This is a genomic window from Vreelandella sp. H-I2, assembly GCF_052959335.1.
The window spans coordinates 238,696-254,140 of the sequence record NZ_JBRAMC010000004.1 but is presented as its reverse complement, the minus strand read 5'-3'; the positions used below and the strand labels follow the sequence as shown (position 1 = coordinate 254,140).

Annotated in this window: 14 protein-coding genes; 8 read left to right on the top strand and 6 right to left on the bottom strand. The window is 55.9% G+C overall.

Annotated features, from left to right (window positions below; genetic code table 11):
* Positions 1-1,470: an anion permease gene (locus ACUVOF_RS11955; RefSeq protein WP_447044563.1), complete on the bottom strand. Its 1,470-nt coding sequence runs from the start codon at positions 1,468-1,470 to the stop codon at positions 1-3.
* A 257-nt stretch (positions 1,471-1,727) separates the two neighbouring features.
* On the opposite strand from ACUVOF_RS11955, the gene frdA reads away from it, so the two are divergent.
* Genes frdA through ACUVOF_RS11920 form a run of 7 tightly spaced genes read left to right on the top strand, consistent with a single transcriptional unit; the run spans position 1,728 to position 8,348 of the window.
* Entirely contained in the window at positions 1,728-3,515 is a 1,788-nt protein-coding gene (frdA, locus tag ACUVOF_RS11950) for a fumarate reductase (quinol) flavoprotein subunit (protein WP_447044562.1), read from the top strand.
* On the top strand, positions 3,512-4,264 hold the full coding sequence (locus ACUVOF_RS11945) for a succinate dehydrogenase/fumarate reductase iron-sulfur subunit (RefSeq protein ID WP_427028951.1): 753 nt from the start codon (positions 3,512-3,514) through the stop codon (positions 4,262-4,264). Before frdA ends, ACUVOF_RS11945 begins: the two co-directional genes overlap by 4 nt.
* A 13-nt stretch (positions 4,265-4,277) precedes the next feature.
* Positions 4,278-4,673 (top strand): fumarate reductase subunit C, encoded by a 396-nt coding sequence (locus tag ACUVOF_RS11940; RefSeq protein WP_290702214.1) that lies wholly within the window; start codon positions 4,278-4,280, stop codon positions 4,671-4,673.
* A 17-nt stretch (positions 4,674-4,690) separates the two neighbouring features.
* Entirely contained in the window at positions 4,691-5,071 is a 381-nt protein-coding gene (gene frdD, locus ACUVOF_RS11935; RefSeq protein WP_447044561.1) for a fumarate reductase subunit FrdD, read from the top strand.
* Positions 5,072-5,120: 49 nt separating this feature from the next.
* A complete protein-coding gene (gene menB / locus ACUVOF_RS11930; RefSeq protein ID WP_113269299.1) occupies positions 5,121-5,981 on the top strand; it encodes a 1,4-dihydroxy-2-naphthoyl-CoA synthase in 861 nt (286 codons plus the stop codon).
* Entirely contained in the window at positions 5,981-6,922 is a 942-nt protein-coding gene (gene menC / locus ACUVOF_RS11925; protein ID WP_447044560.1) for an o-succinylbenzoate synthase, read from the top strand. Before menB ends, menC begins: the two co-directional genes overlap by 1 nt.
* Positions 6,923-6,953: 31 nt before the next feature.
* Positions 6,954-8,348, top strand: coding sequence for an AMP-binding protein (locus tag ACUVOF_RS11920; protein WP_447044559.1), 1,395 nt, complete (start codon positions 6,954-6,956; stop codon positions 8,346-8,348).
* A gap of 13 nt (positions 8,349-8,361) precedes the next feature.
* On the opposite strand, the gene ACUVOF_RS11915 is transcribed toward ACUVOF_RS11920, so the two are convergent.
* Genes ACUVOF_RS11915 through ACUVOF_RS11895 form a run of 5 tightly spaced genes read right to left on the bottom strand, consistent with a single transcriptional unit; the run spans position 8,362 to position 13,705 of the window.
* The gene (locus tag ACUVOF_RS11915) at positions 8,362-9,762 is read right to left on the bottom strand and encodes an amidase (protein ID WP_447044558.1); all 1,401 of its coding nucleotides are present in this window, start codon (positions 9,760-9,762) and stop codon (positions 8,362-8,364) included.
* A 2-nt stretch (positions 9,763-9,764) separates the two neighbouring features.
* Complete coding sequence (locus ACUVOF_RS11910; RefSeq protein ID WP_447044557.1) at positions 9,765-11,039, bottom strand: Zn-dependent hydrolase; 1,275 nt, start codon at positions 11,037-11,039, stop codon at positions 9,765-9,767.
* Between the two features lie 18 nt (positions 11,040-11,057).
* Positions 11,058-11,912, bottom strand: coding sequence for a FadR/GntR family transcriptional regulator (locus ACUVOF_RS11905; RefSeq protein WP_447044556.1), 855 nt, complete (start codon positions 11,910-11,912; stop codon positions 11,058-11,060).
* Positions 11,912-13,447 carry a sodium:solute symporter family protein gene (locus ACUVOF_RS11900; protein WP_447044555.1) on the bottom strand — a complete coding sequence of 512 codons (1,536 nt, stop codon included), beginning with the start codon at positions 13,445-13,447 and terminating at the stop codon, positions 11,912-11,914. Before ACUVOF_RS11900 ends, ACUVOF_RS11905 begins: the two co-directional genes overlap by 1 nt.
* A gap of 15 nt (positions 13,448-13,462) precedes the next feature.
* Positions 13,463-13,705, bottom strand: a complete 243-nt coding sequence (locus tag ACUVOF_RS11895; protein WP_447044554.1) for a hypothetical protein — start codon at positions 13,703-13,705, stop codon at positions 13,463-13,465.
* 325 nt (positions 13,706-14,030) lie between these two features.
* Between ACUVOF_RS11895 and ACUVOF_RS11890 the strand changes: the two genes are divergently transcribed.
* Positions 14,031-15,404, top strand: coding sequence for an aminotransferase class III-fold pyridoxal phosphate-dependent enzyme (locus ACUVOF_RS11890; protein ID WP_447044553.1), 1,374 nt, complete (start codon positions 14,031-14,033; stop codon positions 15,402-15,404).
* The last annotated feature ends 41 nt before the right edge of the window (positions 15,405-15,445 follow it).

Sequence of the window (15,445 nt, the reverse complement as noted above, 5' to 3'; positions counted from 1 at the left end):
TCAGCTAATCACCATTAACCAGGGTAGGCCGATCACCAGCCAAACCACTAAAAATAGCAACCCGAAGATTGCTCCTAGCCGCCAGAAGAGTGTGCTGGGTAGATAGCCACTGCCGTAGTAGACGGGGCTTGGGCCCGTGCCGTAGGGGGTGAGAATGCCCATAAAGCCCAGCGTGGGAAGTAGCAGCAGAACAAACATCTGCATATCCAACCCGGCAATCCCCGATGCCGCTGCCAGAATCACCGGCAGCAGGGCGGTAACGTGCGCTGTCACGCTGGCGAAGAAATAGTGAAGTAGATAGAAGATGGCCACCAGGGCCACCATCGCCATCAGCGGGTCGAAGTGGCTGATCTGCCCGCCGACCACATTGCCAAACCAATTAACGAAACCCACTAGGCTCAGTCCACCTGCTAGCGCTACCAAGGTGGCAAACCATACAAAGGTATTCCAGGCGGCATGATTATCGAGAATATCCTTCCAACTCACGATGCCCACTAACAGCATCCCGCAGATAACCAATAAACCTACCAGTGACCCAGAGATAACACTGCCCGCAAAAACCCACAGCAATAGGGCAGTGACCACCATCATGACCAGTATTATCTCATTCCGGGTCAGTGCACCCAGCTTGGTTAGCTCCTTTCCAGCCCAATCGGAAATTTCATTACCCGCTTTCACCTCTGGGGCACATAGCCAATAGCTCAGTAGCGGCACCAGTAAAAGCAGCAGAATGCCCACCGGCACGACGGCTATGAACCACTGCCCCCAGTTGATACGGATACCGGTGGTGCTTTCGGTTAGTGCGATAGCCAATAGGTTGGGTGCCAGCGCGGTCAAAAATAGTGAGCTTGTCACACAGGTAGATGCGAGCGCTGTCCACATAAGAAAACTGCCCATGCGCTTCATGCTGGGATCATTAGGGTGGGAGTCGTAAAGCGGTGGCAGGTTACGAATTACCGGGTAGATGGTACCCGCACTACGCGCCGTATTAGAAGGCGTAAAGGGCGCAAGAATGCCATCGGCAATCATTACAGCGTAGCCCAGGGCTAAAGTGCGTTTACCCATTGCCTTGACCAGCCAGAGTGATATCCGTCTGCCCAAGCCGGTTTTTTCGTAACCCAGGGCAAACATAAAGGCGCCAAAAATTAGCCAGACGGTGGAGTTGGTAAAGCCCGACACGGCCCATGAGAATGCTTGGTTGGCGGCATTAAAGCCGTCAGATGCTAGTTGCTCCGGAGAGAACAGCACCCACCTCGAAAGCAGGGCCACCAGCGTAACGCCGACCAGTCCCACCACCGCCCCGGGCAAGGGTTCGAGAATCAAGCCAACGACACAGCCAAGAAAAATGGCGAAGAAGTACCACGCATGGGGCGCAAGCCCCGGTGGAGTGGGGATCAGCGCGACAATAATAGCGACTGCTAACGGCGCTAGTAGTTTCCATCGCGGTGAGGGTTGGGCATTGGTTGTCATGCGGTACCTCTCTTCAGTGTTTAGCGTATTTACTTTTGTCGCTTGGTGGGCAGCTATCTGCCTGGCAGTAATTGCTCTGAAGAGTAAGCGGTGCGGCATTAAGGTAAAAGCAACGATAACTTAATTTTTAACTTCCTTGATGTAAGTCAATACTCCTTTCGAGTAATAATCGCGGCCAGCTAGGGGTATGGTAATTTGAAAAGAAGAAGGCGCCGCAGAGTATCGCCATTACGACCTGACTAACGGAAGGAAGCGTTATGCAACAGCGAGATTTCGATATCGTTATTGTGGGTGGAGGAGGAGCAGGTCTACGCGCTGCCATTGGCGCGGCCGAGCAGGCCAAGGAGCAGGGTACACCCCAGCGTATTGCTCTGCTCTCCAAGGTATACCCCATGCGCTCTCATACCGTGGCCGCCGAAGGTGGCGCCGCCGCCGTCACCAGTGCCGAGGACTCCCATCAGGCCCACTTTGACGACACTGTGTCAGGCGGGGATTGGCTGGTTGAACAGGGCGTCGTTGATTACTTTGTCCACCACGCTTATCAAGAGCTGGTACAGATGGAGCGCTGGGGCTGCCCCTGGAGCCGTAAAGACGATGGTCAAGTGCAGGTGCGCCGCTTTGGCGGTATGAAAACCGCCCGCACTTGGTTCGCGGCCGACAAAACCGGCTTCCATATGCTGCATACGCTGTTTCAAACTTCGCTGAAATACCCTGAGATCGAGCGTTTTGATGAGTACTTCGTAGTCGACTTGGCCGTTCATGAAGGGGCTGTCATCGGCGTGATAGCCCTGCAAATCGCCACCGGTGAACTGACCTTGCTGCGCGCTAAAGCGGTGATTCTTGCTACCGGCGGCGCAGGGCGCCTGTTCCGCTTCAATACTAATGCGGGCATTGTCACCGGCGACGGCATGGCGATGGCCTACCGTCACGGCGTGGCACTGCGGGATATGGAATTTGTGCAATACCACCCCACTGGCCTGCCCGGTTCCGGTATTTTAATTACCGAAGCGTGCCGGGGCGAAGGGGGTATTTTGCTCAATAAAGATGGCTATCGCTATCTGCAGGATTATGGCCTAGGCCCGGAAACACCGTTGGGTAAGCCGGAAAACAAGTATATGGAGCTGGGCCCGAGGGACAAACTTTCCCAGGCCTTTTGGCAGGAGCAGCAGGCGGGCCGCACCGGCAAGTATGGCGATAGCGACGTGGTCTATCTCGATCTGCGTCACCTGGGTGAGAAATATATCTTAGAGCGTTTGCCGTTTATCTGCGAACTGGCTAAATCCTATATCAATGTCGACCCGGTGAAAGAGCCGATTCCCATTCGCCCGGCGGTTCACTACACCATGGGCGGGATTGAAACCAACCCACAGTGTGAAACCTCGATTGCCGGGCTATACGCCGCTGGGGAGTGCGCCTCGGTGGGGCTTCACGGTGCCAACCGGCTAGGCTCCAATTCGCTAACCGAGCTACTGGTGTTTGGCCGCTTGGCCGGTGAGCAAGCAAGTCAACGCGCGGCGCAAACCGAGTGGGCCGATATGCGCTTGCTGGAAGCTCAGGGTGATCGTCAGCAAGCCAAGCTACTGCGCCTCTGTGACGGAACCGGCAGTGGGGAGAACTGGGTAGAACTCAAGCACGCCATGGTTCAGGCTATGGAGAGCGGCTGCGGTATTTATCGCACTGAAAAGGGCATGCAGGAATCGCTTGATACCATCCGCCAGCTACGAGCGCGCTACGACAAGGTTCGCGTTAACGATACCAGCAAAATATTCAATACCGAGCTGCTTGAGTTTATCGAATTTGGGTATGGCCTGGATATTGCCGAGGCCTCATGTCTGAGTGCTCTGGAGCGTCGTGAATCCCGCGGTGCTCATCAGCGCTTGGATGAAGGCATGCAGAAACGCGATGACGTTAATTACCTCAAACATAGCCAGGTGTTCTATCAAGGCGAAGCCAATGCCGAGTTGCACTGGCAGGATGTCGATGTCCGGTTTTCCGCACCGGCTGAGCGGGCCTATGGCGATGCGGGCAAGGGGGGCAAGGTATGAACACCCAGCAGATCAGCACCAAACAAGTTAGCGTCAAACGCTATCTGCCAGACAGCTCGGCTGAACCCTTCTGGCAGCAGTACGAGTTACCGGTGGACGACAGTACCTCGCTACTGGATGCCCTCAACCATATCAAAGAGCAGCTCGATAGCACGCTGAGCTACCGCTGGTCGTGCCGCATGGCGATTTGTGGCTCCTGTGGGGTCATGGTTAACGGCATTCCCAAGCTCGGCTGCAAAACTTTTTTGCGTGATTATGACGGTGATATCCGCATCGAGCCGCTATCCCACTTCCCCGTACAGCGGGATCTGGTGGTGGATATGGAAATATTCCTTGAGCACTTGGCCGCGGTTAAGCCCTATTTGATCGATGACAATCCGGTAAAGCCGTATGACCCGCAGGCGCCGGAAACCTATCAGCAGTCACCCGAACAGCTCGCCCGCTACAAGCAGTTCGCTAACTGCATTAATTGCGGCCTCTGCTACTCCGCCTGCCCGCAGTTTGGACTTAATCCTGAGTTCCTTGGCCCGGCGGCCCTAACGCTGGCCCACCGTTACAACCTGGATAGCCGCGACCACGGCAAGAAGCAGCGCATGGCGGAGCTCAATCGCCACGAAGGGGTGTGGAGCTGCACCTTTGTGGGCTTTTGCTCCAAGGTGTGCCCCAAGCACGTCGACCCGGCCGCTGCGGTGAATCAGGGTAAGGTCGAGGCGGCCAAACACACGCTTATTGCGCTGTTTAAAGGTTAAGGGAGGAGAAGTCGTGGATAAACTATCATCGCAACGCCTGCCGCCACTGAAACGCAACTGGTGGCTCAAGCACCGCTTTTTTAAACTCTACATGCTGCGCGAAGCCACAGTATTGCCGCTGGTTTTCTTCACGCTCTGTTTACTCGCCGGTATGGTTGCACTTCTTCAAGGGGCAGAGAGCTGGCAAGGGTGGATCGCCTTTATGCGTTCCCCCATTGTATTCGTGCTGAATCTTCTTGCGTTGGCCGCCAGCCTGTTTCACGCCGCCACCTTCTTTGTGCTATTCCCGCGGGTAATGCCGCTGCGTATCGCCGGGCACAGCCTTCCTGACCAAGCCATTGTTGCTGGGCAATGGGCAGGTGTAGTCGCGGTCGCGCTGCTGTTTTTCTGGCTATTGGGGAGGGCATAAACATGGAAAAAATAGCCATGAACAAGCAACGCAGTCAGCACAAACAGGCCTTTGATGAGCCGCTTTGGTGGGGGCTGTTTAGCGCGGGCGGCGTCTGTTTTGCCGTCTTGCTACCCGCCGTGATTTTATTTATAGCGATTTTATTGCCCCTTGGCCTACTGCCCGCCGATGCGCTGAGCTATGAGCGAGCATCAACGCTGCTGTTTAGCGTATCGGGCTTTCTGTTTGTTGGCGCGGTGGTTTGCCTACCGCTATTTCATGCCGCCCACCGCTTGCGCCATGGGCTGTTTGATATCAGCGTGGGCAATGACGCACTTAACAAAAAACTGATGTACGGTGGGGCTGCGCTGCTAAGCATTGTAGCCTTGGGCATAGTCGTGGCGGGCTTTTTTAGCTAAACGGCTTACTGTCCTCACCTTATCCCTGACAGATAAAAAAGAGACAGGCATGATCAACGGACTCAATGAAACGGAACTCTATGCCCCAATCGAGTGGCAGGATCGCTCCGATGGCTATCAAGATATTTTGTACCACACCAGTGCCGAGGGCATTGCACGCATCACCATCAATCGCCCCGAGGTACGCAACGCCTTTCGCCCGCTAACGGTCAGCGAGATGGCTCAAGCACTTAATCGCGCCCGTCACGACAGCGCCATTGGCGCCATTTTGCTCACGGGCGCAGGTGACAAAGCGTTTTGTTCCGGCGGTGATCAGCGCATTCGCGGTGACTATGGCGGTTACCAGGATGAAGAGGGCACCCACCACCTCAACGTGCTGGATTTCCAGCGCGATATTCGCACCTGCCCCAAGCCGGTGGTCGCCATGGTGGCGGGCTACGCTATCGGCGGCGGCCACGTTTTGCATCTTATGTGCGACCTGACCATTGCGGCCGACAACGCCGTCTTCGGCCAGACGGGCCCCAAGGTAGGCTCTTTTGATGGTGGCTACGGTGCCTCCTATATGGCACGCATTGTGGGCCAGAAAAAGGCCCGGGAGATCTGGTTTCTGTGCCGCCAATACAGTGCCGCCCAAGCGCTGGAAATGGGGCTGGTCAACCATGTGGTACCGCTGGGCGAGCTTGAAAAAGAGAGCGTGCGCTGGTGTCGCGAGATGCTACAGCACAGCCCCATGGCGTTGCGCTGCCTAAAAGCCGCCCTCAATGCCGACTGCGATGGCCAGGCCGGTCTACAGGAACTGGCAGGCAATGCCACCATGCTCTACTACATGACCGAAGAGGGGCAGGAGGGGCGTAACGCCTTTAACGAGAAGCGTCGCCCGGATTTTTCCCGCTATCCGCGTAACCCTTAATGCAGCTGGCGCTTTACCGCTACTCCCTACCGTTTCGTCAGACGTTGATGTTTAAAGGGCATAGGCTCAAGAGCCGGGAAGGGCTGCTGGTTTCCATCAATGGGCAGTGGGGCGAGGTCGCGCCGCTGCCTGGCTTCTCGATGGAAACCCTGGCGCAAGCAGAAGCGGAGAGCCTTGCCTGCCTGGCTGCATTAAAGCGCGGCGACACCATCTGCCCGGCGTTACCGTCGGTGCAGTTTGGGTTCGACTGCGCCCAGCGCGCGTGGCCCGCTGATCTTCCTGCCCCTTTGCCGCCTTATCCGCTGCTTCAGGGCACGCCCGCGTCTCTGATGCCGTCGCTTTCAGACTCCCATTGGCAGGCGTCGCCGCCGAAAAGACTCAAGCTCAAGGTGGCACGCTACGCCATGGCAGAGGAACTGGCGCTGATCGAACAGCTTGGCGAGCGCTTCCCCACCACCCAACTGATTCTGGATGCCAACGCTGGCTGGACACGGGCAGACGCCCAGCGCTTCTGCGAGCAGCTAACTCTGGAACAGATCGACTACCTGGAAGAGCCTTGTGCTAGCTTTGCTGACACCATCGCGGTCGCGGAGGCCACGGCGGTTGGCGTGGCGCTGGATGAAACGCTTTCCCGCGGGGATGCGTGGCAATGTCACCCGCAGCTAAAAGCGCTGGTCATTAAACCCACGTTAATCGGCTCGCTAACCGCCTGCGAAGCACTCGTTCAGCGAGCAAGCGAAGACAACCTGCGCGTGGTGATTTCCTCGAGCTTTGAATCCGATCTGGGCCTTGGACTGCTGGGCCGGTTAGCCAGCGAATGGGCGCCCAATGAACCGCCGGGGCTGGACACAGGCCAGTGGCTGACGGCGCGGGTTATCCATGTCTCGGGCGAAGTGATGACACACTCACTGTGCTGTCTCTATCGGGCCTCGTCGATATAAAACCCTCATAGCATCAACAGGAGCACTCAGCGTGATCGATACCTGCCCCATACACGTCTGGGCTAAAGAGACCCCTGAGAAAATCGCCATAGAGGCTGGCTCTGTATGCCTTGATTATCGCACGCTCGATCGCCGCGTAGCGTCGTTAGCACAGCAGTTGGCGCGGCAAGGGTTCGTGCCCGGGGGTCGGCTAGTGGTTCCCGCCAAAGGCTCGCTTGATTCCTTGCTGCTCGCCTGGGCTTGCTTACGCGCCGGGCTGATTTTCTGTCCGCTCAATCCCGCGTTTCCCGTAACCCAGCAGTTGGGTCTGGCCAAGCGACTTCAGGCTGATCGCGTCTGCCAACCGGAGAGTGACAATGCTTATCCCTCGGAGCTTGTGCCGGTCATTCTCGATTTTCTCTCAGAAACCGAGGTGAGCTCGTCGCCGGTGCTTGATAGCAACCAGCTTTGCAACACGATTTTTACTTCCGGTTCCAGCGGTACGCCCAAGGCGGTGCTGCATCGCGTGGCCAATCATTTGGCTTCCGCGCGTGGTTCAGCATCGTTTATTCCCGTTGATCAAAACAGTGGCTGGCTGCTCTCGCTGCCGCTGTTTCATATTGGCGGCTACGCTATCCCGTTTCGTGTTTTTCTTGCCGGGGGGCGGGTGATTCTTGATGATGCTCCGCAAACACTTCCCGCGCGCCTTGAGCAGCAGTCAATCACCCACCTTTCTCTGGTGCCGACCCAGCTGTGGCGGCTGTTGCAGGCAGGTTTTACGCCCCAGCGTACTCAATTGCGCGAACTGCTGCTGGGCGGCGCGGCGATTCCCGCCCCGCTGGTGGCGAAGATGACATCGCTGGGGCTAACACCGAAAGTTAGCTATGGGCTGTCCGAGATGGCCAGCCAGGTATGCACTGGCATACCCACCTCGCCGGGCGTCGTCGGTAGGTCGCTGCCAGGCCGTGAAGTGAGGGTGGTTGAGGGTGAGATACAGGTACGCGGCGAAACCTTGTTCTGCGGTTATTTGAATAATGGCGAGATTGATCCAGCCCTCAACGGTGAGGGATGGTTCGCTACCCGTGACAAAGGGCACTTTACTTTGGGAGGCGCGTTGGTGGTGGAGGGGCGGCTCGATAACGGCTTTATCTCCGGCGGCGAGAATATACAGCCGGAAGCTATCGAGCAGCGCTTGGTCGACCACCCCAGCGTCGCCCAGGCGCTAGTGGTGGCGGTGCCCCACCCCGAGTGGGGGGAGCGCCCGGTAGCGTTTATCGATTGGCACGGAGAGGCCGTATCGGAACAAGCGCTAAATGCTTGGGTACGCGAGACGCTACCCGGCTTTATGGTGCCCGGTGCTTGGTTAGCCTGGCCGCCAGGAGTGGGCTTTAAACCCTCACGCAGGCAGTTTGCTGAGCTGGCGCGGAAGCAGTTGGTCAATAAGTAGCCAACCAGTGTGGTTATGCCATCCCCGGTGGTGTTAGTGGCGGCAAGTAGCGTTCAAGTAATTGGGCAGCATGCAGCACCTTGAGGTCTTGATATTTGCCTGCCACAAGATGCAACCCTACCGGCAGCCCCTGGCTATCCAGCCCACAAGGCAGCGAGGCGGCGGGTTGCTGGGTGAGATTGAAGGGGTAGCTAAACGGCGTCCAATCCATCCAGTCGCGATAGCGGTCACCCGGCGGTACGTTGTGGCCCGCAGCGAAGGGCGCAATGGGCATGGTGGGCGTGACCAGCAAGTCATACTGCTCATGAAATGCCGCCATATGAGCTGTTAATTCGCTACGTTCTCGTCGGGCGGCAAGGTAGGCGGAAAGCGATACGTCTTGACCTCGCCTTGCGATATCCAGAAAGCCTGGGTCGAGGGCCGCCTGCTGCTGCCCGTCCAGTTTTTCGAGTGCTTGAGTGGCTCCCGCAAACCAGAGCGTATTGAAGGTCTTGAGTGGATCGCTAAAGCCAGGATCAATCTGCTCCACCGTGGCGCCCAGCGCTTCGAGATGACCAACGACCTCCGCAACTCGCCTAGCAATATCGGGGGCTACGTCTACATAGCCAAGGTCAGCACTAAAGGCGATTCGCCAGCCGCGTAGATCTGCAGGAGGGGGGGTTAGCCAGTTCGGCCCAAGCGGATTGCCGGAGTAGCCATCCCGAGCATCAGGCTGCGCCATTACGCTAAGCATTAGTGCGCTATCAACCGCGGTGCGGGTCATTGGCCCCAAGTGGGAGAGCGTACTCATGGTGCTGGCGGGCCACTGGGGCACCCAGCCAAAGGTCGGTTTAATGCCAAAGGTGCCGGTAAAACTGCACGGTATGCGGATAGAGCCCCCGGCGTCGCTGCCTTGGTGCAGCAGGCCCAGGTTAAGCGCAGCGGCAGCCCCCGCGCCACCCGATGATCCACCCGGCGTGAGTTGCGTATTCCACGGGTTGCGAGTGATACCGTGAAGTGGATTATCGGTGACGCCTTTCCAGCCAAACTCTGGTGAGGTGGTCTTGCCGATTACGATAGCCCCGGCATTGCGTAGATGTCGGCTGATCGGTGCATCCACCTCCCAAGGGCCATCCGGTGACGTGGTCGTCGAGCCCAGCCGTGTAGGCAGGCCTTTGGTTAAGGTTAAATCCTTAATGGTGACAGGAACGCCGTCCAGTGGACCAAGCGGCGCCCCTGCTTGCCAGCGCTGTGCGGATTCTGCTGCCAAACGCCGGGCCTCTACCTCATTAACGCAGGTAAACGCATTTACCTTGGGGTTATCCCGCGCAATGCGCGCCAAGCAGTCATCGACCAGCATTTCTGGCGAGAGCGACCCCTCGCCGAAGCGTGTCAATGCGTCGACTGCTGTCAGGGTTTCAAAAGAGTCAGCCATCGTTACTCCCCACTTTCTACACCGGCAGCATTTAGCATGGCGTGCAGTAAAACGTTACAGCCTGCGTGAACGTGCTCCGGTGTGGCGCTTTCAATCTCGTTGTGGCTAATGCCATCCTTGCAGGGAATAAAGATCATCGCGGCAGGGGCAACGCGACCAACAAACATCGCATCGTGGCCTGCGCCGCTGATGATATCCATATGGGAAAGCTCGAGCTGCTCTGCACTTTGGCGTACTGCGTCCACGCACGCTTTGTCGAAGTATTCAGGGGCGAAATTGGCAGTGGGTTCCAGGTGGTATTCAAGGCCATGGCGTTGGCAAATCTCTTCAACAGCGGCGGTGACGGCCTGGCCCATTGACTCAAGCGCGTCAGGCTCCCAATGGCGCATATCCAGGGTCATTTTGACCTGGCCGGGAATCACGTTACGCGAACCGGGGTGCAGCGTCATACAGCCCACCGTGCCACGCCCGTGGGGCTGATGATCTAAGGCGATACGGTTGAGCGCTTGGGTAACTTCCGCAGCACCCATCATGGCATCCCGGCGTAGGTTCATCGGCGTAGGGCCTGCGTGGGCTTCAAGTCCGGTCAGGGTTAAATCAAACCACTTCTGGCCAAGCCCACCGATAACCACGCCAATGGTGGTGTCGGTGTCTTCAAGAATAGGGCCTTGCTCGATATGCGGTTCAAAGTAGGCTTTGATTTCGTTTGGTGAGATTTCATCGCTACCACGGTAGTGAATGGCGTCCAGTGCATCGCTTACCGTGAAGCTATCAGCGTCGGTGCGCGCCATCATGGCATCAAACTCAAGCACGCCACTAAACACACCGGAACCCATCATGCAGGGTGGGAAGCGGCAACCCTCTTCGTTAGTCCAGGCGACGACTTCGATAGGGGATTGCGTGGTGATGTTGTGCTGGTTAAGAGTGCGAATTACTTCCAGACCGGAGAGCACGCCAAAACAGCCGTCGTACTTACCGCCAGTGGGTTGGCTATCAAGATGGCTACCTGCCATCACCGCTTTGGCGTTGGGGTCGCTGCCTTCTCGGCGGGCAAAGATATTGCCGATATTATCAATGCGAATCGTGCAGCCCTCGGCACGGCACCACTGGATAAACAGGTCGCGCCCTTGGCGTTCTAGGTCGGTAAGTGCCTGACGATTGACGCCGCCTTTAGGGGTGGCGCCCAGCTTGGCCATCTCCATTAGCGCTTCCCAGAGGCGGTCACTGTCTGTACGTAGGCTGGTGATATCAGATGTTGGCGAAACGTAGGTGTTCATCTCAGTATCCTCGCAAGGTTAAACGGACAGGTTTTCCGTTGGTAAGTCATGTAGCTTGGATCGATGGATCTGAATATTGGGAGAATCGTTGCTGATCAGCATCTGCGCAGCCATTTCCGCTTCCAGCGCGCTCATGTGGTGCTCTGCATCGGCCATATGTTCTGCCATTACCTGACGCACACGCTGAGTATCTTCAGCGCGGTAGGCTTCCACCAACTGGCGGTGGTAGTCCTGATTGGCGTGATCGAACTGCTTACGTTCGGGAACGTAAGCTTTTTTGATCACCACCAAGTCGCGCAGCATGTCGTTTAAAAACTGGCACATAAACGCTAGCAAAGGGTTAGGGCAGACACGGGCAAGCAGTTGGTGAAATTCGAGCTCCAAAAAGCGCTGGTGTCGGTGATCCTCTTCATTACTCGCGCAGCAGGCACAGGCCGACATATTGGCTTCCAACTCCTGGAAATCGTGCTCGGTGAGCCTTCCCACTGCTGATGCCGCTAGCTCTACTTCCAACAGCTTGCGCAACTGGTAAACTTGCTTGCCATCCAGTTGCTGGAAATGCAGAAAGTTACGCAGCATGCGGCTGGCGGGCTCCATCCCCGGTTGGTTGATCACCGCGCCCCCTTTAGGGCCGGTTTTTAAAGTGACTAGCCCCTCAACCTCAAGAATCTTGAGCGCTTCTCGCACCGTCGCCTTGGCACTACCGTAAAGCTCCATAAGCGCTTTTTCGTTCGGCAGTCGGTCGCCTTCTCCCAAAGACTCGGCAGCAATCCAGCGCTTGATATCATCGCTAATCAGCTCGGCAAGCTTGGGTCGGCGCCGTGAGGCTGAACCAGTGTTTGAAACTGTCTTTGAAACAGGGGCTTGAGCCATCAACTCACTCCTGATTTGTAGTTAGCGGCGTTGGTCGTTTCTTGGGTGTATGCAGGCAAGCGCTCGGGGTGGTACTCGACATCATAGTCGTAGCGTGCCTGGGTAAAGCGCTCTACTACCGCTGTATCGCGACGATGCAGCCCATGGCTTAGGCCCACAAACAGCACAGTGTTCAGCAACAGTCCCCAAATACCCGCGTGGTAACCAAAGGGGGCGCTTAGCGGGCCAAAGGTCATCAGTAGTACACAGGCAACGCCAGCCCATAGCCCAGCGAGAGCCGCAGTGGGGTGGGCTTTTTTCCAGGTGATAGCGCCAATGGTAGGAATAACCAGTTGTGCGGTACCTGCTAGCGCAGCAATACCGATAGTCACCAGCACGCCGGGAACGGTTAGCGCCATGATATAAGCTGCCAGAGAGAAGCCTACTAACGATAAACGACCGATATAAACGATCCGTGCCTGACTTGCTTCACGGTTCACATAGCGCTTATAGATATCCATCGTCACTACGGTGGAAACTGCATGAATCTGCGAATTCGCTGTAGACATAGCAGCAGACGCGCCCGCCGCCATAATCAGCGAGGCAAGCAGGTAGGGGGCGTACTCCATCAGCATGATGGGCAGAATTTGATCGGGATTTTCTACATTGGGCTCAAGCAGCACGCCGGAGTAGCCAGATAGTACCGAACCCACATAGGCAAAGGCGGCTAAACCAAGTAAAAAGGGCATTAAGTTAAACAGCTTGCCATGTTTGACCGAGTACATGCGCAACCAGATTTGTGGGCCCATAAAAGCACCAATAGCCGTAATGGCGAACAGCGAGAACCACATAGGATATCCCATTGTGCCGTTAGGCCCTGGCATGGTGAGGTGTTCGGGAGATGTTTGCTGAAGCTGGCTAAATAGGGCAGTTGGACCGCCTACCTGGGTTGAAATATAGAAGCCTGCGTACATCATGCCGAAGAACAGCAGAGCCCCATAAATAACGTCGGTCCAGGCGATAGCACGAATGCCGCCAATCCATACGTAAATAATAATGATGAAGTAGAACAGCAGCGCGGCGAGCCAGAAAGGAATCAACCCACCAGAGGCGACTTCGATTAAGTAGGCGCCGCCCGTTAGCTGTATCTGTAGATAGGGTACGGTAAAAAGCAGTGTAATAGCGGCAACGGTAATGCGCAGCGCCTCGCTATTATAAAAGTCACCAATTAAATCCGAAGGTGTCAAATAGTTGAATCGTTTGCCTAAAAACCAAACCCGTTTACCGATCCAGTAGTACATAAAACCAAACAGCAGGTTCCAGGCTAGCGCGGTAAGAAATACCGGCCCATTGGTATAGAAAGTGGCGTTAGAGCCTAGGAAAGCAAACGCACTCCACCATGTCGCCGCCACGGTGAAAAATACCGCAATACTGCCCATGGCGCGGCCTTGAACAAAAAAGTCTTCACTGGTTTCTTGCGATTGACGTGCTGATAAGACCCCCACCATCAAGGGGATAATCATAAACGCCGCAATAATTAATAGACTGCCGGTCATGTTTAATCCCCCGTCTTAGTGTTGTTTAGTGGCGCCTTCATGATCTGATGTTGGGCTGCCCCAGTTGGTGAAATAAGCCACCAAAAAAAGCGCCGTTAGAACAAACCACCAAAACAAGTTCCATACCAATAGGAAGGGGATGCCCATCAACATGGGCTCTATTCGGTTGGCCAACATAATGACGGGGCTTTCCAGCATAAGGAAACTGAAAAGCATGACGCTGTAAATCGACAGCTTGAGGGGAGTTAAATACTTCATAGCGAGTTTGCCCTATGTGCATAGTGAATTGTTTATGTTGAGTTTGTGAGCGTTATTTTCAGTACGCAGCTACCAACAGCGTGCTTCTTGGAAGCAACGATATTGGTGCCAATTATCGGTTGGGTGTGCTCCATATATTTGTTGTATTTATTCGTATAAATATAATGATTAGGTGTTTTTTTAACCGGCGTCAAGGTCGATAAGCATGTCAAGATGCCTTGTTACGTATAGATTTTCTAACGTGAACAAAAGAAAAGCATAATTTTATAAACGTGTTTGCTGGCGCATGCTGAGACCAAGTCTTATAGCGATGGAGCTGGACAGCATGTTTGGAATAAAAAGCAATACGAAGCCTGAAGCATCGAGCTCTTCTATGGAGAAGGTATCTTCTAAAACGGCACTTAATCAGCACTACTGGATGCCGTTTAGCTCGAATCGAGATTTTCGTGCCAACCCGCGCATGATTACCGGGGCGGAAGGGCGCTACTACATAGATGACCAGGGTCGTAAGTTATTCGATTCGCTTTCCGGGCTGTGGACCTGCGGCGCGGGGCATAACCGCGAAGAGATCCAGAAAGCCGTAGCGGCGCAGCTAGGCAGCCTCGACTTTGCGCCTGGTTTCCAAATTGGCCACCCGCTGGCGTTCAGACTGGCGGAAAAGGTGGCCAGTCTTACGCCTGCTGGGCTTGACCATGTGTTTTTCACCAATTCGGGGTCAGAAGCCGCCGATACCTCGGTGAAGATGGCCAAGGCCTACTGGCGGCTAAAAGGTAAGCCAGAGAAAACCCGCATGATTGGCCGCGCCAAGGGCTATCACGGGGTCAACATTGGCGGCACCAGCCTGGGTGGGATTGGGGGCAATCGCAAACACTACGGTCAGTTGATGGATGTAACCCACCTGCCGCACACTCTTCAAGCGGGTCACGCCTTCACCCGTGGCCAAGCGGAAACTGGTGCCGAGCTTGCCGATGCATTGCTCGATCAAATCGCCTTACATGATGCCTCCACCATTGCCGCGGTGATTGTTGAGCCAATGTCCGGCTCGGCGGGGGTGATTGTGCCACCTAAAGGCTATTTGGATCGGCTGCGCGAGATCTGCACCGCTCACGATATTCTGTTGATTTTCGACGAAGTGATCACCGCCTTTGGGCGCAGCGGCGCGACCACAGGCGCAGAAGCGTTTGGCGTGACACCGGACATCATGAACGTGGCGAAGCAGATCACCAACGGCGCCATTCCGATGGGGGCGGTGATCGCCTCCAGCGAGATTTTCGACACCTTTATGCACGCTGGTGGCCCTCAGCATGCGGTTGAATTCACCCATGGTTACACCTATAGCGCCCACCCCGTGGCTTGTGCAGCCGGGCTTGCCGCGCTTGAGATGATGGAGCGTGAAAACTTTCCCGCCCAGGTCAGTGCCATTGCGCCGACATTTGAGCAGAAGCTACACGCCTTGAAAGGCCGCAATCACGTTGTCGATATTCGTAACTACGGCTTAGCGGGTGCCATTCAGCTAACGCCGCGGGAAGGCGACCCCATTATTCGCCCAAGGGATGCTCATATGGCGCTTTGGGAGGCTGGCTTCTACGTGCGCTACGGCGGCGACACGCTGCAGTTTGGCCCTCCCTTTGGCACTACCGAGGCCGAGCTGGAACGCTTGTTCGACGCCGTGGCCACCACCCTGGATTCGTTAGCCTAAGAGTCGTTGGCATAACCGACTGACCTAAATTTCAGAGAGTT

Bases quoted from the DNA above. Each gene is read 5' to 3' on its own strand.
- ACUVOF_RS11955 (WP_447044563.1), bottom strand. From the start codon at position 1,470: ATGACAACCAATGCCCAACCCTCACCGCGATGGAAACTACTAGCGCCG.
- frdA (WP_447044562.1), top strand. From the start codon at position 1,728: ATGCAACAGCGAGATTTCGATATCGTTATTGTGGGTGGAGGAGGAGCA.
- ACUVOF_RS11945 (WP_427028951.1), top strand. From the start codon at position 3,512: ATGAACACCCAGCAGATCAGCACCAAACAAGTTAGCGTCAAACGCTAT.
- frdD (WP_447044561.1), top strand. From the start codon at position 4,691: ATGAACAAGCAACGCAGTCAGCACAAACAGGCCTTTGATGAGCCGCTT.
- menB (WP_113269299.1), top strand. From the start codon at position 5,121: ATGATCAACGGACTCAATGAAACGGAACTCTATGCCCCAATCGAGTGG.
- menC (WP_447044560.1), top strand. From the start codon at position 5,981: ATGCAGCTGGCGCTTTACCGCTACTCCCTACCGTTTCGTCAGACGTTG.
- ACUVOF_RS11915 (WP_447044558.1), bottom strand. From the start codon at position 9,762: ATGGCTGACTCTTTTGAAACCCTGACAGCAGTCGACGCATTGACACGC.
- ACUVOF_RS11910 (WP_447044557.1), bottom strand. From the start codon at position 11,039: ATGAACACCTACGTTTCGCCAACATCTGATATCACCAGCCTACGTACA.
- ACUVOF_RS11905 (WP_447044556.1), bottom strand. From the start codon at position 11,912: ATGGCTCAAGCCCCTGTTTCAAAGACAGTTTCAAACACTGGTTCAGCC.
- ACUVOF_RS11900 (WP_447044555.1), bottom strand. From the start codon at position 13,447: ATGACCGGCAGTCTATTAATTATTGCGGCGTTTATGATTATCCCCTTG.
- ACUVOF_RS11895 (WP_447044554.1), bottom strand. From the start codon at position 13,705: ATGAAGTATTTAACTCCCCTCAAGCTGTCGATTTACAGCGTCATGCTT.
- ACUVOF_RS11890 (WP_447044553.1), top strand. From the start codon at position 14,031: ATGTTTGGAATAAAAAGCAATACGAAGCCTGAAGCATCGAGCTCTTCT.